Here is an 18,206-nt window from a genome sequence, read left to right as displayed (position 1 = left end):
GACGGCGGGGGTGGCGGGAGACGGCAGCGGTCAGGCCGACTGCGCGGAGGTCTGCTGCACGCCGTCGACGACGGCGCGAGCGGTGATCGCGTTGGTGAAGATGACCGTGCCGGGCTTGATCAGGCCGTTGCCGGAGGTGCCTTCGACCTGGACGGTGCGTTCGCCGAGGAAGGCGAGCGAGGACTTGTCGAAGATCCACTCGGTGCGCACGCCGGTCTTCTGCTCGAACCGGGCCACCGCGATCCCGTGGCGGCCGGCGGCGTCGACGGCGTCGTCCACCTTGGTCACGCCCGGGATCTTGGCGGCGGCCCGGTAGAGCGCGGAGGCGAGTTGCGGGGACGGGTAGCTCTCGATCAGCAGGTCGCCGATGGTGGTGAACGCCTCGGCATCGGGGCCGGGGCCGTGGCCCGCCGTCTCCGTGTAGATCTTCTTCAGCAGGACGTCGGGGTCGGTGGGCAGGGCGGCCAGGTAGTCGTAGGACGGCGCGTTGAGCCCCGGCGCCTCCGTCGTGTCCAGGGTGATGCCGTCCTTGTTCCGCCGATCGATCAGCCAACCCTTGTGGCCGTCCACCGACTTCCAGCTCCGCCGGGTGTCCAGGGCCTCGCCGACGGCCGAGTCCTTGCCGTTGACCGACCACACGGACGTGCCGGCGACCTTCGACTCGATGTAGACGTACTGGCCCGCACGCGCCTGCGGGGCGGTGGTCTCCTGGGCGACCACCGAGATCCGGTCGAGCAACTGGACGGCTCCCTGCGCGTCCGCGGGGCGGATGTCGGTGGTCAGGACGGGACCGGCGCCGGGGGCGGCGGACCGGACCGGGTCACTGCCCCGGCTCAGGCCCGCACCGACCACGACGGCGCCGGCCAGCACGCACGCTGCCACCGGCAGCAGGACGACGCGGCGCAGGAACGGGTTGCGCCGCCGGGCGGCGGGGGTGGAAACGGCGGGGTCTTCGTGGATCTGGGCCATCAGGCGCTCCTTGTGGAACTGGTGGCGACCCGTCGGCAGATCCCGCTCCACGGTCGGCAGGAAACCATCGGTCTCCGGCCGGTCAGCCGGGCGCGGCTGGGAGGGGCTGGCGTTCATCGGTGTCCTTCCGGTACGGGCCGGACCGCTGTCGCGCGGTCCCCATTCATCTGCCGAGGACGGCGGGCGGGTTCCCGTTTTTCCGCCGCCAGTTCCGAATCCGCGAGCTTGCGCAGCTTGGTACGGGCACGCGAAAGCCGGGAACGCACCGTCCCGACCGGAATGCCGAGCGCCTCGGCCGCCTCGGCGTACTCCAGCCCGTCCCACAGGCACAGCACCAGAACCTCCCGCTCAGCACGCCGCAGCGCGCCCATCGCGGCCATCGTCGCCGCGAGCCGCCGCCGGTCGTCCACCTGCCCGACCACCTCCTCGGCATGGTCGGGCACCTCCACCACCGACGCCCCGCTCGCGGCGAGCGCCGCGGCCGCCGCGCGGTAACGCCGGTTGCTGCGGCAGTGGTTGCGCGCCAGGTTCGTCGCGACGCCCAGTAGCCACGGCCGCAACGACCCGCCTTCCTCGGCCACCCTGCCCCGCAACCGCCACGCCTCCATGAACGTCGCCGACATGACGTCCTCCGCGACCGACCAGTCCGCCGTCAGCCGGAACGCATGGTTGTAGACGGCCCGGGCATAGCGGTCGAACAACTCCCCGAACACACTCGGGTCCCCGGCCCGCACCCGGGTTCGCATATCTGTGATCACTCCTATGAGCTGTCCGGCACCCATCCACGGGTTCCCGTGACGCTCGTCATGCCGGCCCCTCCGGACGAATATTCGCGAATCAGCGCCCTGCCCCGCCGGACGCCCGGGCATTCTGAGGCCGACCATCCACGGGAGGAGCAGACAGATGACCCGTCGACTGCGCTACATCGGAAGCAACTCCGGAAGCGACGGCTGCCCGACACTGTACGAGGACGAGGAGACCGGGCAGGTGGTCGTGCAGGGCGACCTCGTCACGGACCCGGCGGAGGTGGCCCAGTTCCGCGACATCAAGCCCGGCGCGGGGTTCGTGACCGTACCCCGCGTCCTGCTCGCGGACTTCGCCCCGCGCGCCGCCGAGCGCGGGCCGGTGATGATCAGCTACGACGAGTTCGAGTCGATGTTCCACACCTTCCAGCACACGGCCTTCCGGTTGGAGACCCGCCGCCAGTACCGCTCGGACGAGCAGACCGAGACCTACCGCCGGTTCGTAGCCGGGGAGGATCCCGGGTGGGACATGGACGACGACTGGGCGCGCAACCGCCGTGCGCAGTCCGCGCAGGGCAAGCGGTTCGAACGGGTGCGGATCATGGACAACCCGCCGACCCTCGGCCAGCGCTACCTGCTCGACAACGCCGAACAGATCGGCACGGTGGGCGAGGACGTCCGCTACCTGTGGCGAAAGGACGCCGACCGGCTGGGCCTTCCCCTGGAGGACGCCTGGGTGTTCGACTCCCGGGTGATCGCGCTGCTGCACTTCGACGCCGACGACGTGCTGACCGACATCGAGGTGATCACCGACCCGGTCCTGGTCAACCGCGCCTGCCAGGAGCGGGACGCCGCCTGGCACTTCGCCGTGCCGCACCGCGAGTTCCGGGCTGGGGTGCCGTCCGGCGAGTGACCACCGATTTCCAACAGGCCCGTTACGCCCTCGGTCTGCGGCTCCGCGAGCTGCGGGCCGAGGGCGGTCTCACCGGTCGCGAGCTGGGCGACCGGCTCGGATGGACGCAGTCCAAGGTCAGCAAGCTGGAGACCGGCCGCCAGACCGCCACCCACGAGGACCTTCGGGCCTGGGCGGACGGTGTCGGGCAGCCCGAGGCGGCGGCCGAGCCGTCGGCCCGCCTTCGCGCGTTCGAAACGCAATCCCGCTCCTGGCGACGGCAGTTGGCCGCCGGTCATCGACCGGTGCAGGACCGGCGGGTCGCGAGCGGCTGGCCTCCGCGCTCATCGCCAACGGTTCGCTGCGGTCCGACTGGTTCGCGGCGTACCACGCCGTTCCCCGTCACCTGTTCGTGCCGGACACGGTGTGGCCGGGGATGGCGGACGGGGTGCGGCAGGGCGACGCGGTGAGCCGGCAGGAGGACGCGGCCGCGTGGTGGCGGGCGGTGTACGCGGACGTGCCGCTGACCACGCAGTGGGACGACGGGGCGCACCTCGGCAACTCCCGGGGAGCCGCACCGAGTTCGTCGAGTTCGATGCCCACGATGGTGTTCACGATGCTCGCGGCACTGGACGTCACCGACGGCCACCGCGTGCTGGAGATCGGCACCGGGACGGGCTGGAACGCCGCGCTGCTCTCGCACCGTCTGGGCTCGGCGAACGTCGCCACCGTCGAGGTCGACAGAACCACGGCCGCCGACGCCGGCCGCCGCCTCGCCCGAGCGGGGTACGCCCCGGTCGCCGTGGTCGGCGACGGCGCGGCCGGGCACGCGCCGGCCGCGCCGTTCGACCGGGTGATCGCCACCTGCTCGGTGCGCGAGGTGCCCCGCGCCTGGATCGAACAGTGCCGCCCGGGCGCGGTGATCGTCGCTCCCTGGGGGCCGGAGTACGGCGGCGAGGCCGTCGTGAGGCTGACGACCCGGCCGGACGGCGGCGCCCGCGGCAGCTTCGTCCACTCGTCGGCGTTCATGCGGCTGCGCGCCCAGCGCACCAGTCGTCCGAGCAGTCTCGCCTACCTGTCCGCGCCGTGGCCCGCCGACGGGGTCCGGTCCACCACCGCCCTCTCGCCGGACGAACTCGGCGGCTGGGACGCGATGTTCGCGATCGGCGCCCGGGTGCCGGGGGTCTTCCCGCTGACGGAACGGTACCCGGACGGGTCCTGCACGCTCTGGTTGCACGACACGGCCGTCACCTTGTGGGCGACGGCCGATCGGGAGCCGGGGCGGGCGGAGTTCGAGGTGGTGCAGTCCGGCCCGCGCCGGCTGTGGGACGAGGTGGAGGCCGCGTGGCGGTGGTGGGACGCCCGGGGCCGCCCGGGGTTCGAGCAGTTCGAGCTCACCGTCACGCCGGACGGCACGCACACCGTCCGGTTGGCATGACGGGAGGTCAGGAGTGGCGGCCCGACAGGGCCAGCGCCCAGGTCAGGCAGGCGAAGGCGGCGGTGGCGGCGAGGGCGCGGACGACGTTCCAGCGGACCCAGACGTCCTCGAAGGCGGCGCGGACGGCGGCCGGGTCGGTGAGTTTGTCGGGGGCGCCGGCGGCAGCCAGTCTGTCGTTGAGGGGGACGTTGACGGCGCTGGTGATGACGAACATGGCGAGGTAGAGGACGGCGGCGGCGCCGATCCACAGCAGGACGGTTCGGTTTCCGCCGCGCCACTGCAGGATGCCCGCGGCGACGATGAGCACCAGCGCGCCGACGAAGCTGAGCATGAACCAGCCGTTCAGGATGGCCACGTTGATGCGCTGCATGGTGTCGACGAAGGCGCGGTCCTCGACCTTGGCCAGGCCGGGCATCACCGAACAGGCGTAGGAGTAGAACAGGCCCGCGCTGAGCCCTGCGGTGAGGGTCGCGCCGATCAGCGTCACCGTGCGAAGAACTGCCATGCCGTGGGCCCCCGTTCGTGTGGTCATGCCCTCAAGTCAACCGGCGGGGAGGCTCAAGATCCATGGCCCAGAAGCTCGTTGGCATGCGCGAGAGTCCACCCGGCCGGGCGCCGGACGTCTACGCTGGCCGCCATGGACGCGCTCGCCGCACTGCTGACCGGCCCCCGGGCCCAAGGGGCGTTCCTGCTGCGGTCGGTGTTCGACCCGCCGTGGGCGATCCGGATCGAGGACCGGGCGCCGCTGACGGTGCTGACCACGGTGCGCGGCGACGGCTGGATCGTCCCGGACGGCGCGCCGCCGGTGCCGCTGCGGGTCGGCGACCTGGCGATCGTCCGCGGGCCGGAGCCGTACACCGTCGCCGACCGGCCGGAGACCGCGCCGCAGGTGGTGATCCACCCGGGGCAGGTGTCGACCACCGTCGACGGTGAGCGAATGTGCGAGGAGCTCGACCAGGGCGTGCGGACCTGGGGCACCGCCGGGGACGCCGCGACGGTGCTGCTCAGCGGCACCTACCAGCTGCACGGCGAGGTCAGCGGACGGCTGCTGCGGGCGCTGCCGCCGGTGCTGCGGCTGGCCGCCGAGGAGTGGAGTTCGCCGCTGGTGTCCCTGCTGGAGGCGGAGATCGGACGGGACGAGCCGGGCCAGGAGGTGGTGCTGGACCGGCTGCTCGACCTGCTGCTGATCTCCGCGCTGCGCAGCTGGTTCGCCCGCGACGCCGGACACGCCCCCGCCTGGTACCGGGCGCACGCCGACGCGGTGGTGGGCCGCGCGCTGGGCCTGCTGCACACCGACCCGGCGCGCGCCTGGACGGTGCACGAGCTGGCCGCCGAGACGGGCGTCTCGCGGGCCGCGCTCGCCCGGCGCTTCACCGACCTGGTGGGCGAACCCCCGATGGCGTACCTGACCAACTGGCGGCTCGCCCAGGCCGCCGACCTGCTGGCCGAACCGGACGCCACCCTCACAGCGGTCGCCCGCCGGGTCGGCTACGGCAGCGGCTTCGCGCTCAGCGCCGCGTTCAAGCGGGTCCGCGGGGTCAGCCCGCAGCAGTTCCGCGAGCTGGCGGGCGCCGCAGTCGGCTGACGGACCCGGCTTCCGGACGGCCGCTCGCACCGGCCAGGATGCACCCCGACGCCGGGCGTCCCTGTTGCCCCGTGGGATGGTCCTGCATAATCACCCCGTTCGATTCCGACCCGAGGAGGACCGGCCGATGCCGGCAGACCGCTGCCCCCGCTGCGGCACCGTAGGGCCGGCCGGCAGCTGCGCGTGCCACGCCTTCTCCCCGGCCGAGCAGACCGCGGTCCTCCCGCCGCTGGACGGCCCGCACCTGGTGCGCCCGTACGTCGCCGGCACCCCCGTGGTGGAGCCCGGCAACCCGGCTGCCGACCCGTTCGCGACCCGGGTCGGCCGGCCCTCGGTGCAGCCGATCACCGCGCAGTCGCCCTCGGACCGGGCGCCGTTCGTGCCGCCGCAGGAGTCCGCTCCCGGGGCCGTCCCGCCGTCGGCGCCCGGCCTGCCGCCGCACGTCCCGCAGGCCGCCGGCCCGTTCGCGCCGTCGCAGACGCCCCTCCCCGAGCCGGACGCCGCCGCGACGCAGCTGCTGCCGTCCGTCCCGCCGCAGGGAACGGCCGCGCCCGGACGGTTCGTGCAGACCGAGCAGGGCGTCCCGTTCCCGCTGGGCCGGGTGGTGCCGCCGCCGCAGCCGCAGCCCGAACCGCCGACCGCGCTGCTCCCGCCGATACCCGCCGGCCCCGAACCCGTCACCGCGCTGCTCCCGCCGGTGCCCGCCGGACCCGACCCGGCCGCCATGCCGATCCCCCCGGACCCGGGTTCGGCACGTCCGCCTGCCGACCTGGGCATGTTCAGCTTCCACGACGAGGAGTCGGCCGCGCCGGTCAGCCGGGCGGAGCGCCGTTCGCAGCGGCGGCGCAGCGCCGACCGCAAGCGGCTGGTGATCGCGGGCGGCGCGGTGGGCGTGACGGCACTGGGCGCGAGCCTGGCGATGCTGCTGTCCTCCTCGCCGAGCACCGTCGACAACGCGCTGCCCGTGCCGAGCGGCCCGGCGGTGGCCTCGTCCGCCGAGGGCACGCCGAGCGCACTGCCCAGCGTCGAGGCGTCCCCGGACGCGTCGGCGAGCGCGAACAGCCCGTCGCCGACCCGCACCTCCGCCCGGCCGTCCCAGACCGTCATCAGCACTCAGCCGGTGGCCGCGCCCGTCACCACCGCCCCGGCCACGAACAGCCCGTCCGCCTCCCCGACCGCCCAGCCGTCCTCGTCCGCCCCGATCCGGACACTCCGGCGGAACGACACCGGGCCGGACGTGGTGCAGCTCCAGCGGCTGCTGATGACGGTCGGCTGCAACCGGATCGGCGACCTCGACAGGGACCGGACCAGCAGCAACCAGGTCGGCTTCGGCTTCTGGACGGAGACCGCGCTGGCCAGTTTCCAGCAGCAGAACCGCAGCACGCTGAAGGGCATCGAGCGGGGTGTCTACGACCCGCAGACCCGAGCCCTGCTGGAGTCGACGGCACAGAACCCCAACTGCTGACCCCCGCGCCATGCTTGACGCAGTGTCAGCCGGTGATCGCCTTGAACAGGCTGAAGCCGGCCAGCGCGATCATCGCCAGCGCGGCGACCCGGACGATGACCTTCATCGGCACGTGCTGGAGCAGCTTCTGCCCGCCGACGATGGCGATGCCGCCGACCGCGCACAGCGCCAGCCAGGAGCCCAGCCCGACGGCCAGCGGGTCGGCGTACTTGGCGGCCAGGTTGGCGGTCATGATCTGGGTGAGGTCGCCGAACTCGGCGACCGCGACGATCACGAAGCTGGTGCCAGCCACCTTCCAGAACGAGCTGTTCGCGGGCTCCTTGGCCTCGCCCTCCTCGTCCTCGTCCTCCTTGTGCCACAGCAGCATGCCCGCGCCGACCAGGAACAGGACACCGGAGACGCCCTCCACCCAGCGCTGCGGGAGCAGCGCCAGCAGACTGCCCGCGACCAGGGCGAGCGCGACCTGCACAGCGAACGCGGCGGCGATGCCCGCGAAGACGTAGCTCGCCCGGTACTTGGTGCCGAGGACCAGGCTGGCCAGCGCGGTCTTGTCCGGCAGTTCGGAGAGGAAGATGATGCCGAACGTGAGCGCGGCGATGGTCAGGCTGTTCATCGGATACGGGGGTCTCTCGGTCTCGGGCCGCCGCGCCCCGGGCACCCGCAGAAGGGGACGCCTCGGCCCGGCAGCACTGGTTCATGGTCACAGCACTGCGGCCGAAGGTCTCGCCGACACCCCGTGAGGTGCCCCGGGCGCCGGGCACGTCCGCGAGGGACGGGCCGGTATGTCGACGGTCCGGTGGAGGGCTACTCCCCTTCAACAACCCGGCGAGTTTACCGGCTGCCGCCCGGGCCGCCGACCAGCCCGCAGCCGACCGGTTCCAGTACCGCGGTGACCGCCACCGCCTCCACCGCCAGCAGCCCGACCAGCACGAACATCTGCACCGCCCCGGCCTGGACGGGCGTCGCGCCGCCGAGCAGCATGCCGACGAACGCGCCGGGCAGGGTGACCAGGCCGACGGTGCGGGTCTGGTCGAGCGCGGGCACCAACGAGGTCGCGGCGGCCGTCCGGCAGGAGCAGCACCGCGCACGCCACGCCGAGCGGCCAGGTGACCGGCAGCAACTGCGAACCCGCGCCTGCGGAAAGCGTTCTCACGTTCTGTGGGTTCCGTCAGATCCAGCTGGTGAACCACATCCGGGCGCGCCACTCGGACATCGGGATCACCTCCGCCGTGTACAGCGGGTGGAAATACGCGAAACAGCCCACGATCGCCAGCACGATCAGCCCGGCCCCGGCCGCGCCCCACCGGCGGCGGCTCGGCGGGCAGCCCTCCGGCCCGAGCATCGCCCCCAGCATCTGCGTCACCGCCAGACACAGGAACGGCACCAGCAGCACCATGTAGAACGAGAAGATCGTCCGCTGCTGGTACTGGAACCACGGCAGGTAGACCCCGGCGACCCCGGCCAGGATCGCGCCGGACCGCCAGTCCCGCCGGAAGAACCACCGGTACAGCACGTACGCCAGCGCGAAGCACGCCGTCCACCACAGGAACGGGGTGCCCAGCGCCAGGATCTGGCTCGCACAGCCCTCGGCGGACGTGCAGCCGCGCTGCCCGTCCGGCACCTGCTCCCAGTACATGGACACCGGGCGGCCCTGCACCAGCCAGCTCCACGGGTTCGACTGGTAGCTGTGCGGGGACGACAGGCCGGTATTGAAGTCGTACATCTGCGCGTGGTAGTGCCACAGGCTGCGCAGCGGCGCCGGCACCCAGCTCATCGACACCTGCGGCAGCGGAATGTCGACCAGCGGCGTCCGGGCCGGGGACAGCCCCGCCCGGCCGTCCGCCCACTGCCGGCCGTAACCGCCCGTGGTCGCCAGCCAGCCGCTCCACGCCACCACGTACACCACCAGCGCACTGCCCACCATCGACAGCGCGGCCGGCCACAGATCGCGCCGCAGCATCGACCGCCACGCCCGCCGCGCACCCGCCGCCCGCCGCCCCGCCTGGTCCCACAGCAGGACGAGGACCGTGAACACCGCCAGGATCTGCAGGCCGTTCCACTTGACCGCGCACGCCGCACCCAGCAGCACCCCGGCGGCCACCCGCCACGGACGCACCCCGAGCCGGACCTCGTCGCCGGCCCGGCCCCCCTCCGCGAGCGCTGCGCGCAGCAGGTCACGGGTGCGGTCCCGGTCGATCAGCAGACAGCCGAACGCGGCCAGCACGAAGAACGCCGAGATGCCGTCCAGCAGACCGACCCGGCTCATCACGAACTGCAGCCCGTCCACGGCCATCAGCAGCGCCGCGACACACCCCAGCAGCGTCGACCGGAACAGCCGGCGCCCGATCCTGGCCAGCATCAGCACGCTCACCGAGCCCAGCACGGCCACCGTGATCCGCCAGCCGAACGGGTGCAGGCCCCAGAAGTGCTCCCCCACCGCGATCACCCACTTGCCGAGCGGCGGATGCGCGACGAAGGCCGGTGCCCCGCTGAGCGGGATCACCTGCGGCACACCGAGGATCAACTGGTTCGCGTTGTCCGGCCAGACCCCCTCGTAGCCCTGCTGCAGCAGCGACCACGCGTCCTTCGGGTAGTACGTCTCGTCGAACACGAACGCATTCGGGTACGGCAGGTCCCACAGCCGCAACACCCCCGCGAACACCGCCACCCCGAGCGGCCCCCACCACCGGAACCGGTCCCGCCTCACCGCGACCCCCACGACCGCCTGCCGCGACTCGACCGCCAGCGCCATACCCTTCCCGTCCGCAAGTTGACGACATGTCCGCAATGTCCGCATCCTAACGGCCAAGAAGCGCAGGGATGCATAAGCGGGGGCGCCGGGGGTACCCCCGGGCAAAGCCGAGGGGGCGGAACTGCACGGAGGGGAACTCACCCGACCGCAAGGTCGCGACGCCCGACGACGGCGTGCACGTGATCGCGACCTTCCGGACGGGCCGTGCGCTCGTCACGCGGTTCCCCTCACCCCTTACGTTTGACCCTCGACCAGGTCGAGGCATCAGGGTCTACCGCGTGGAGAGCAGATTGCGCAGCATCGGCGAGACGGCCCGCGCCAGCGGACTGAGCGTCAGCGCCTTGCGGTTCTACGACGGCGCCGGCGTCTTCGCCCCCGCCGTGGTGGACCCGCGGTCGGGGTACCGGTGGTACGCGGACGAGCAGCTGCCGGACGCCCGCCTGCTGGCGAGGTTGCGTCGCGTGGGCATGCCGCTGGCCGGGATCACCAGGGTGCTGACCGGTACGCCGGCCGAGGCCCGGGCCGAGCTGGACGCGCATGTGCGGCGGCTGGCGGACGGCCTGTCCGATGCCCGCCGTGAGCTCTCCGCCGTCCGTGCCGCGCTCGATTCGAGGGAGTTCCCCGTGCCGCAGACCCGACTGACCGTTCCCGCCGACCGCCTTGCCGCCGCGCTGGACGCGGTGCGCTTCGCCGCCCCGTCCGACGCCTCGGTGCCCGCCGTGGCGGGGATCTTCCTGGACGCGGAGGACGGCGTGCTGCACCTGGTCGCCACCGACCGCTACCGGCTGGCGGTCGCCGACTGCCCGGCCGTGCTGGACGGCCCGGCCGTCTCCGCGCTGCTCCCGACCGCCCTCACGGACGCCGCCCGGGCCCTGCTCGCGGATGCGGAGGAGGCGGAACTCGTCCTGGACGGCGAGCAGTTCACCGTCCGCGCAGCCGGCCGCGAGCTCTCCGGCGAGCGGGTCGAGCACGACTTCCCGGACTACCGCCGCCTGGTCCGCCTGGAGCCGACCCACCGCCTCACGCTGACGGCCGACCAACTGCGCAGCATGCTCGCCGCCACCGAGCCGTCCGTGGTGACCCGCTCCCAGGACGGCGTCGACTTCCCCGTCGCTCCCCTCACCGCCACCGCCGCCGACGCCCTCCCGGGCACCGACCCGGCCGAGCTGCTGGTCCACGTCAACCGGGACTTCCTGCTGGAGGCCGTGGGCGGCGCCGACCAGCTGGTCCTCGAACTGACCGGCCCGATCGCCCCGCTGGCCATCCGCTTCCCGGCCCGCGAGGACACCTTCTCCCTCCTGATGCCCACCCGCCGCTGACCCGCCCGCGGACCCGAAAAGGCCGCCCGCCCGGGAAGGACTCCCGGGTGGGCGGCCGGTTTCGCGTCAGGCCGGTTTCGCGTCAGGCCACGGCCTCCAGCTCGCGCAGCTCGTGCTGCGGGACGTTCAGCACCCGGACGTTGTCCTGTGCGGGCGTCAGGTAGCCGCGGAGGCGGACTGCCAGGGCGACGATCAGCAGGGTGCAGAGCGCCATCGAGGCGAGGTAGAGCGGCCAGGTGCCGGAGCCGACCAGCAGGACGCCGACGGCGGGGCCGACCGCGACGGCGGTCTGCTTCACCAGGGCGTAGCCGGAGTTGTAGGTGCCGAGCAGTCGGGCCGGGGCGAGGTCCGCGACGATCGGGCCCATGGTGGGGGCGAGCAGGGACTCGCCGACACCGAACAGGGCATAGATCGCGACGATGGCGATCGTCGCGGCCATCGCGTCCTCGCGGATCAGGCCGGCGACCAGGGCCATGCCCCAGGCGGCGAGCCAGACCACACCGGCGGCGGCCATCGCGGTGGTGCGACGGCGACGCTCGGTGATCCGGACGACGAACATCTGCAGCAGCACGATGGTCAGCGCGTTCGCGCCGATCGCCAGGCCCAGGGTGGAGGGCGCGGTGCCGACGGTGTCGGTGGCGAACGCGGCGACGCCGGACTCGAACTGGCCGTAGCAGGTGAAGAAGATCAGCCCCGCGAGCAGGCACAGCCGCAGCATCGCCTTGTCGGCGACCAGCGTCCGCAGCCCGCTGCTCCTCCCGGCCGCGGCCGGGCCGGCCGGCTCGACCTCCGCCGCGGGCATCCTCGCGGTGCCGGTGACGGCGGCCAGGCCGAGGAACGTCAGCGCCTCGATGGTGAAGAGCCTGGTCAGGCTGGCCGGGTCGGCGGTGTCGACGACCTGGCCGCCGACCAGCGCGCCGATGCCCATGCCGAGGTTGACCAGAGTGAACTGGAGCGCGAAGGCGCGGGAGCGCTCGGCCTTGCGGGTGCAGCGGACGATCATCGTGGCGAGTGCGGGCTGGCAGGTGGTGACGCCGGCGCCGAACAGGAAGGAGGAGATCAGCAGCGTGGGCGTGCTCGCGGCCTGACCGAAGGCGAACGCGCCGACGGCGGCCATCGCGGTGCCGGCCAGCAGCACCGGGCGCGGGCCGTACCGGTCGATGCCGCGGCCGGTGAACGGCAGCACGGCCAGCGCGGCGAGCGCGAACACGGTGAACACCGCGCCGGCCGCCGCGGAGCCGAGGCCGCGCACCTCGCTCACGTACACGAACATGTACGGCAGCGTGAAGCCGCTGCCGAACGCGCTGAGCGCGTTGCCGATCTGGACGCGACGCAGTCGGCCGCCCCACTCCTTCACTTGGCACCCCTCGAAGACTCCGAAAGCAGGCCCCTGCGGCCCTCGCTTTACCCCGTAAGATTTCAGACCTAAAGTCTACGCATAGAAACCTTAACGAGTCAAAGGCTTAACAGCTGCACCATGCGTGGAACAATGACCGTATGAGCGCACGCAGAGCGGAGCCCGACTCCGCCACCGAACTCGGCATCGCCGAACAGGTGGCCCTCTACCAGCGGGAGTTCCCCACCGTGGATCCCCAGGTGGAGACCATCGTCTCCACCCTCTCCCGACTCTCCCGCCGGATGAACGTGGCCTACAGCCGCCAGCTGGCCACCCTCGGCATCACCAACGCCGAGTGGGAGGTGCTCAAGGCGCTGGTGTTCGCCGGCAGCCCGTACCGGCTCGGCCCGGGCGAGCTCGCCAAGCGTCTCGGCCTGACTCCGGCCGCGATGACCCACCGGATCGACCGGATGGTCGCCGAGGGCCTGGTCACCCGCGAGCGCGACGAGGCCAACCGGGTCCGGGTGATCATCGAGCTCACCCCGATCGGCCGCGACAAGTGGATCGAGCTGATGCGGATGGCCGCCGTCTTCGAGGGCGACCTGCTCCAGGACGTCCCCGGCGAGGACCGCCCCGAGCTGGCCGCGGCGCTGACCCGGATGCTGCGCCGGATCGAGGAGTCCCAGCCGGACGCCCTCGGCCGCACCGACGACCTGACCTGCTGACCCGCCGCTGCGACGGGAAGGCGGCGGCCGGGGAAACGCGACGAGGGGCGCAGGGAGAGTGATCTCCCTGCGCCCCTCGCGTTCAAGGGCTACTGCCGGTCAGCCGGGGTTCAGCACGCGCCGTTGTCGGTCCAGGTGCCCCACTGGCCGCTCAGGCTCGGGTCCTCGCCGGTGGTCCACCACTTGTTGGTGTAGTAGTGGCCCTTCCAGGAGACCTTGGTGGCGGTGGCGTACACGGTGCCCGCGTTCCAGCTCGGCGCACCGGAGCAGGCGCCGGAGGTGGCGGACTGCGACGGGGAGGCGGAGGAGGACGGGGACGCCGAGGCCGAGGAGGAGGCCGAGGTGGACGGCGACGGGCTGGCCGACTGCGAGGCGGAGGCCGACGGCGACGGGGAGTTCGGGGCGGCCGGGCAGTTCGCGGCGGAGCCGTTGGTCGCGGTCACCATCTTGTCGAACAGCGCGGTCTGGGTGCCCAGGTCGTACATCGAGAAGGCGAACGAGCCGCCGAGGCCGTTGCAGTGCGCGTAGTCCAGCTTGGCCTGGATCGACTGGGCGTTCTCGCCCGACCAGAAGGTGGTGCCGTCGTAGAAGTACGCGGCCTTCGCGGCGTCGTCCCAGTACGTGTAGGACGGGTTGTCGACGAAGCCGTTCAGCTCCTTGTACATCTTGATGCCGGCGACGTTGCCCGAGTAGGAGCCGCCGGCCGCCGGGCCGGTCGCCGGCTGGAACAGGCCGTGGTTGTTTCCGGCGGTAACGCCGGTCCAGCCGCGGTAGTAGAACGGGACGCCGACGTTGATCTTCTTCGCCGGGAAGCCGCCCGCGATGCCGTACTGCGGGTCACCCACGGTGTACGCCTTGATGGCGTTGTCCAGCGAGTACTTCCCGTTGCCGCCCGGGACCGGGTTCATCGGGTCGTTCGGGTTGGTGTAGATCGGGGCCTGGTGGTTGGTCGGGCCCTTGGCCTCCCAACCGCCGTGCATGTCGTACGTCATGATGTCGAGGAAGGTCAGGTACTGACCGATCTTGTCGGTCTCGACGTACTTGATCTTGTCCTGACCGGCGCCGACCGCGGCCGCCAGGCCGTAGGTCTTGCCGTCCGTCTTGCCCTGGGCGTCCAGCTGGCTGCGGAACTCGGCGAGCAGCGAGGTGAAGTTCTGCTTGTCGTTCGGCGAGGAGTGGTTGCCGGTGTGGCCGTTGCCGCCCGGGTACTCCCAGTCGATGTCGATGCCGTCGAAGATGCCGGCGCCGGTGCCGGGGCCGCCGTAACCGCCCTGCACGGGCAGGTTGCCCTTGATGTACAGGTCGACGCAGGAGGACACGAACTTCTTGCGGGACGCGTCGGTGGCCGCGGCGTCCGAGAAGTACTTCGAGTAGGTCCAGCCGCCGATCGACAGCAGCACCTTGAGGTTGGGGTTCTTCGCCTTCAGCTTCTTCAGCTGGTTGAAGTTGCCCACGATCGGCTGGTTCCAGGTGTCGCCCACGCCGTCGACCGAGATGTCGGCGCCGAAGCTCTTCTGGTAGTCCGCGAAGGAGTCACCCGCGCCGTCACCCGCGTTGGGGTCGTCCTCGTTCTGCGACGCGGCCTTGTTGGCCTCGAAACAGGTGAGGTTGGTGGGGTCGATGTTCCCGAAGTCGTAGATCAGGTAGTCGAGCTTGCCGGCGGCGCCGGTGTCGTTCATGGTCTTCAGGTAGTAGCCGTTGGTGTAGATCGACCACTGGTCGAAGTAGGCCACCTTGATGCCACCGCTGGTGGCGGGCGCGCCGGTCGAGTTGGTGGGGGCCGCCTGGGCGGTGCCGCCGGACAGCGCCAGGGTGCCGCCGAGCAGCAGGGACGCCGCAGTGCCGGCCGCGAGCGCGGCCCAGCCCTTGGGGCGCCGCCGCGAGGGCGACTGGGGAACGGTACGAAGCATGGCTGCGTGACTCCTGGTTGTGGGGGTCCTGACAAACCCGGATACGAACCGTGCGAGGTGGGGCCGCACAGCCAGGGGCATGACAGGGGGAATCGAGCGTTGGCCTGCAAAAACGCCGGGTACGGGATAAGCCGAACCGGCGCCGGTGGTCTGAACCACCGGCGCCGGCCCAGGGGCTCCCTGCACCTGCCAAGTAAAATGGACTAGACCAACTCGGCCGTCAAGAGCGGGATCTGACGCTTACGCCCCGCTTAAGGTTCGGTGACCGATCAGTACCGCAGCGCATTCGCCACCACAGGCGTCACGGGAGTGTTCAGCGACCGGTTGCTGTGCGCCGTGGCCTGCGCAGTCGCCCCGGCAGCCACCTCCGGCACCGTCACCACGGTGGCGTCCAGCAGGTTCCCCGACGCGTCGTCGAAGTTGACCTGAATCGTGTACTTGCCCGCCTGGGAACCGTGGTTGGTGACGGTCACCGGCACCGACAGCTTGCCGTCCGACTCGGTGGTCACCGACCCCAGCGCCACATCGCCCTTCACGTTCAGCCCGCCCTTGACGCTCGCCAGCGCCGAGGACGCCGCGGCCTGCGCGGAGGCGCCCAGCGAGGCCGCAGCCGAGCCGATCGCGGCGGTGGCCGACCCCAGTGCCGACTCCGCGGCCGAGGCCACCGCCGACTTGCCGCCCTCCAACGCCGAGGACGCCGTTCCGGCCGGCTTGCCGCTCGACGTACAGCCGGCCAGCGCAGCAGCGCCCACCAGCACGGCCGCGGTCCAGCCCGCGGCGACCCGAATCCGTCGCTCCATCAGTGAATCTCCCTCTCTCGTCGCGGCGCTCAGGAGAGCCCGGTGCCGTTCTCGCCCGCCGCCTCGTCCGCGGCCCGGGCCTCCCGCCTGCGCATCGCGTCCTGACGGCGCGACACCACCGCGACGGCGCCCAGCGCGCTCGCCGCGAACGCCAGCACACCGACCCACGGACGGCCCAGCGCGTGCCCGGAGGCCGCGTCCAGCGAGTAGGCGCCCGGGCCGGAGACCGCCAGCACCAGGCCGCAGGCGCCGAGCAGCGCCGGGTACTCGTAGCCACCGCCGTGCGCGAAGAAGCCCGCCGGGTAGTGCACCGCGATGGCGCCCGCCATCGTCCCGGCGACCACCGACCCGGCCACCGGGGTGGCCAGGCCCACCGCGAGCAGCGCACCGCCGCCCGCCTCGCCCAGCCCCGCCGCCAGGGCGTTGCGCTCGCCCGGCTCGAAGCCCATCTGCTCCATGGCCTGGGCGGTGGCCTCCGGGCCGCCGCCGCCGAACCAGCCGAACAGCTTCTGCGCGCCGTGCGCGAACAGGACACCGCCGACGACCGAGCGCAGTGCCAACAGACCGAGATCCTTGCGGTGCAGACTGGACATGGTGTTGCCCCTGGGTGTGAAGAGAAGACCGTAGGGCCCATCCCAGCGTGCGCACCGGCCCCGCTCGACCCGGCGAACCCATCCGGGCGACCCGACCCACCCCGCAGGGAGACTCCCGATGCCCACCGCACCGCAGCCGCCCGAGTACGTCCTGCACGGCGACCGGGTCACCGACGAGCCGAGCTTCTGGGCCGAACTCGGCCGCGCCGTGCACGCCCCCGGCGACTACTACGGCAAGAACCTCGACGCCCTCGCCGACGTCCTGCGCGGCGGCTTCACCCCCGAGCCGCCGTACGTGCTGATCTGGCGCCACGCCCTGGTCTCCGCCCAGGGGCTCACCCGCCGGGTGATCGGCCCCGACGACGAGGAGCGTTCCTACTTCGACGCCGTCCTCGACGTCCTGCGCCAGGGTGGCGTCACCGTCCGGCTGCGCTGACCGCCCATCATGGGCGCATGTCGGCGATCAACCTGAGCACCGTCTTCGTCACCTTCTTCGCCGTGGTCGGCCCGCCCAAGGTGCTGCTGGCCTTCGCCCAGCTCAGCCAGAGCCGCACCCCGGCCGAACTGCGAAAACTCACCCTGGTGTCCTCGGTGGTCGCCGCCGTGGTCGGCCTGGTGCTGGCGTACACCGCGGACGTCATGGCGGCGCTGTTCCACATCTCCGACCAGTCGCTGCAGATCGCCGGCGGGGTGATCTTCTTCATCTACGCCGTCGCCCTGGTGCTCGGCGTCCACCTCGGCGGCGGCAGCAGCGAGGGCCACCTCGACAACCCGCTCGCCGACGGCATCCGCCAACTGCTGCTGCCGTACGTGGCCAGCCCGCTGGCGATCACCGCGCTGCTGGTCGAGTCGCTCACCCGGGACACCCTCGAATGGCACTCCACGGTCGCCGCCATGTACGTCGCGGTGATCGCCGTGGACTGCGTGTCCGTCCTGCTGCTCGCCCCGCTGCTGCGGGCCAGCCGGCGCACCTCGCTGGAGGTGCTGTCCCGGCTGCTCGGCCTGCTGCTGGCCGCCGTCGGCGTGGAGATGTTCCTGTACGGGCTGGAGAGCCTCGGCGTGCACCTGGCCCCGTCCAAGAACGGCTACTGAGGTCCCGTCAGGACGCCCGGATCGCCCGCCACGGCACCGGGCTGGAGAGGATCATCGAGCTGGTCGGCTGCCCGTAGCCGCCCAGCCGGTCGGTCAGCCGCTCGAAGGCCGGCATGTCCGGGACGCCGACCAGCAGGACGCAGCACGCCCCGCCGGTCACCCGGTGCAGCTGGAACACCTCCGGCCAGTGCGCCACCTCCGGATCGCGCAGCACGCAGCGCGGGCCGTAGCACTGCACCGTCACCAGGGCCATCACCGCCGCCCCGGCCTTCGCCGGGTCCAGGTGCGCGTGGTAGCCGGTGATCACCCCGTCCGCCTCCAGCCGGCGCACCCGCTCGGCCACCGCCGGCGGCGACAGGTTCACCCGGCGGGACAGCTCGTTGTACGACAGGCGCGCATCGGCCTGGAGTTCGGCCAGCAGCAGCCGGTCCACCGCGTCCATCGGCGGCTCCTTTGCGTTCGTCAGGCGATCGGGGCGCAGCACCTTGCGAACGGCAGGCCAATGCCGCCAACCGGGCTACGACGCCCATTCAAGAGCAGGCCGTCGCGCCGCACAATGGTGGCGCCCGCCGCACCCCGGAGCGGGC

18 protein-coding genes and 2 pseudogenes are annotated in these 18,206 nt (G+C 72.3%); 9 read left to right on the top strand and 11 right to left on the bottom strand.

What is annotated here, in order from left to right; translation table 11 throughout:
• Positions 1 to 30: 30 nt before the first annotated feature.
• Positions 31 to 1,086 (bottom strand): CU044_5270 family protein, encoded by a 1,056-nt coding sequence (locus ACI1MP_RS26220; RefSeq protein ID WP_404869602.1) that lies wholly within the window; start codon positions 1,084 to 1,086, stop codon positions 31 to 33.
• Entirely contained in the window at positions 1,083 to 1,715 is a 633-nt protein-coding gene (locus tag ACI1MP_RS26215) for an RNA polymerase sigma factor (RefSeq protein ID WP_404869601.1), read from the bottom strand. Before ACI1MP_RS26215 ends, ACI1MP_RS26220 begins: the two co-directional genes overlap by 4 nt.
• A gap of 157 nt (positions 1,716 to 1,872) precedes the next feature.
• Between ACI1MP_RS26215 and ACI1MP_RS26210 the strand changes: the two genes are divergently transcribed.
• From ACI1MP_RS26210 to ACI1MP_RS26200, 3 genes and pseudogenes are all read left to right on the top strand, one after another.
• Positions 1,873 to 2,625, top strand: coding sequence for a DUF6879 family protein (locus tag ACI1MP_RS26210; protein WP_404869600.1), 753 nt, complete (start codon positions 1,873 to 1,875; stop codon positions 2,623 to 2,625).
• Positions 2,622 to 2,930: pseudogene (locus tag ACI1MP_RS26205) on the top strand (helix-turn-helix domain-containing protein); the annotation flags it as partial. The gene ACI1MP_RS26210 and the pseudogene ACI1MP_RS26205, both read left to right, overlap by 4 nt.
• A 110-nt stretch (positions 2,931 to 3,040) precedes the next feature.
• Positions 3,041 to 4,042 carry a methyltransferase domain-containing protein gene (locus ACI1MP_RS26200; RefSeq protein WP_404869599.1) on the top strand — a complete coding sequence of 334 codons (1,002 nt, stop codon included), beginning with the start codon at positions 3,041 to 3,043 and terminating at the stop codon, positions 4,040 to 4,042.
• A 7-nt stretch (positions 4,043 to 4,049) separates the two neighbouring features.
• Here the strand turns inward: ACI1MP_RS26200 and ACI1MP_RS26195 are convergent, their stop codons facing one another.
• The gene (locus ACI1MP_RS26195) at positions 4,050 to 4,547 is read right to left on the bottom strand and encodes a DUF1772 domain-containing protein (protein WP_404869598.1); all 498 of its coding nucleotides are present in this window, start codon (positions 4,545 to 4,547) and stop codon (positions 4,050 to 4,052) included.
• Between the two features lie 132 nt (positions 4,548 to 4,679).
• On the opposite strand from ACI1MP_RS26195, the gene ACI1MP_RS26190 reads away from it, so the two are divergent.
• Together ACI1MP_RS26190 and ACI1MP_RS26185 are read left to right on the top strand one after the other, a co-directional pair.
• Positions 4,680 to 5,627 carry an AraC family transcriptional regulator gene (locus ACI1MP_RS26190; RefSeq protein ID WP_380343373.1) on the top strand — a complete coding sequence of 316 codons (948 nt, stop codon included), beginning with the start codon at positions 4,680 to 4,682 and terminating at the stop codon, positions 5,625 to 5,627.
• A gap of 127 nt (positions 5,628 to 5,754) precedes the next feature.
• Positions 5,755 to 7,092, top strand: coding sequence for a hypothetical protein (locus ACI1MP_RS26185; RefSeq protein WP_404869597.1), 1,338 nt, complete (start codon positions 5,755 to 5,757; stop codon positions 7,090 to 7,092).
• 25 nt (positions 7,093 to 7,117) lie between these two features.
• On the opposite strand, the gene ACI1MP_RS26180 is transcribed toward ACI1MP_RS26185, so the two are convergent.
• The 3 genes and pseudogenes from ACI1MP_RS26180 to ACI1MP_RS26170 all read right to left on the bottom strand — a co-directional run bounded on the left by ACI1MP_RS26180 (position 7,118) and on the right by ACI1MP_RS26170 (position 9,844).
• A complete protein-coding gene (locus ACI1MP_RS26180; protein WP_189270354.1) occupies positions 7,118 to 7,705 on the bottom strand; it encodes a TMEM165/GDT1 family protein in 588 nt (195 codons plus the stop codon).
• Between the two features lie 218 nt (positions 7,706 to 7,923).
• A pseudogene (locus tag ACI1MP_RS26175) lies at positions 7,924 to 8,208 on the bottom strand (ABC transporter permease); the annotation flags it as partial.
• 52 nt (positions 8,209 to 8,260) lie between these two features.
• Positions 8,261 to 9,844: a dolichyl-phosphate-mannose--protein mannosyltransferase gene (locus tag ACI1MP_RS26170; RefSeq protein ID WP_404869596.1), complete on the bottom strand. Its 1,584-nt coding sequence runs from the start codon at positions 9,842 to 9,844 to the stop codon at positions 8,261 to 8,263.
• 278 nt (positions 9,845 to 10,122) lie between these two features.
• Between ACI1MP_RS26170 and ACI1MP_RS26165 the strand changes: the two genes are divergently transcribed.
• Positions 10,123 to 11,163 carry a MerR family transcriptional regulator gene (locus ACI1MP_RS26165; protein WP_380343364.1) on the top strand — a complete coding sequence of 347 codons (1,041 nt, stop codon included), beginning with the start codon at positions 10,123 to 10,125 and terminating at the stop codon, positions 11,161 to 11,163.
• 82 nt (positions 11,164 to 11,245) lie between these two features.
• On the opposite strand, the gene ACI1MP_RS26160 is transcribed toward ACI1MP_RS26165, so the two are convergent.
• Positions 11,246 to 12,520 carry an MFS transporter gene (locus ACI1MP_RS26160; protein ID WP_380343361.1) on the bottom strand — a complete coding sequence of 425 codons (1,275 nt, stop codon included), beginning with the start codon at positions 12,518 to 12,520 and terminating at the stop codon, positions 11,246 to 11,248.
• Between the two features lie 140 nt (positions 12,521 to 12,660).
• Here ACI1MP_RS26160 and ACI1MP_RS26155 point away from each other — a divergent pair, with 140 nt between their 5' ends.
• Positions 12,661 to 13,224: a MarR family winged helix-turn-helix transcriptional regulator gene (locus tag ACI1MP_RS26155; protein WP_380343359.1), complete on the top strand. Its 564-nt coding sequence runs from the start codon at positions 12,661 to 12,663 to the stop codon at positions 13,222 to 13,224.
• Positions 13,225 to 13,334: 110 nt separating this feature from the next.
• Here ACI1MP_RS26155 and ACI1MP_RS26150 read toward each other — a convergent pair whose 3' ends face one another.
• The 3 genes from ACI1MP_RS26150 to ACI1MP_RS26140 form a co-directional block, all read right to left on the bottom strand.
• Positions 13,335 to 15,134, bottom strand: a complete 1,800-nt coding sequence (locus tag ACI1MP_RS26150; RefSeq protein WP_380343357.1) for a glycosyl hydrolase family 18 protein — start codon at positions 15,132 to 15,134, stop codon at positions 13,335 to 13,337.
• A gap of 269 nt (positions 15,135 to 15,403) precedes the next feature.
• On the bottom strand, positions 15,404 to 15,934 hold the full coding sequence (locus ACI1MP_RS26145; RefSeq protein ID WP_380343354.1) for a hypothetical protein: 531 nt from the start codon (positions 15,932 to 15,934) through the stop codon (positions 15,404 to 15,406).
• A gap of 29 nt (positions 15,935 to 15,963) precedes the next feature.
• Entirely contained in the window at positions 15,964 to 16,527 is a 564-nt protein-coding gene (locus ACI1MP_RS26140; protein WP_100585812.1) for a DoxX family protein, read from the bottom strand.
• Positions 16,528 to 16,645: 118 nt separating this feature from the next.
• Between ACI1MP_RS26140 and ACI1MP_RS26135 the strand changes: the two genes are divergently transcribed.
• Together ACI1MP_RS26135 and ACI1MP_RS26130 are read left to right on the top strand one after the other, a co-directional pair.
• On the top strand, positions 16,646 to 16,963 hold the full coding sequence (locus ACI1MP_RS26135; protein ID WP_100585811.1) for a barstar family protein: 318 nt from the start codon (positions 16,646 to 16,648) through the stop codon (positions 16,961 to 16,963).
• 17 nt (positions 16,964 to 16,980) lie between these two features.
• On the top strand, positions 16,981 to 17,619 hold the full coding sequence (locus ACI1MP_RS26130) for a MarC family protein (RefSeq protein WP_363475111.1): 639 nt from the start codon (positions 16,981 to 16,983) through the stop codon (positions 17,617 to 17,619).
• 7 nt (positions 17,620 to 17,626) lie between these two features.
• Here the strand turns inward: ACI1MP_RS26130 and ACI1MP_RS26125 are convergent, their stop codons facing one another.
• Positions 17,627 to 18,061 carry an Lrp/AsnC family transcriptional regulator gene (locus tag ACI1MP_RS26125; RefSeq protein WP_043913751.1) on the bottom strand — a complete coding sequence of 145 codons (435 nt, stop codon included), beginning with the start codon at positions 18,059 to 18,061 and terminating at the stop codon, positions 17,627 to 17,629.
• Positions 18,062 to 18,206: the final 145 nt, after the last annotated feature.

Origin of the sequence: Kitasatospora griseola (assembly GCF_044999035.1) — a bacterium.
In the GTDB taxonomy this organism is placed as follows: Bacteria; Actinomycetota; Actinomycetes; order Streptomycetales; family Streptomycetaceae; genus Kitasatospora; species Kitasatospora griseola.
Note: the sequence above shows the minus strand (reverse complement) of the source record. Positions and strands in the feature narration are given on the sequence as shown.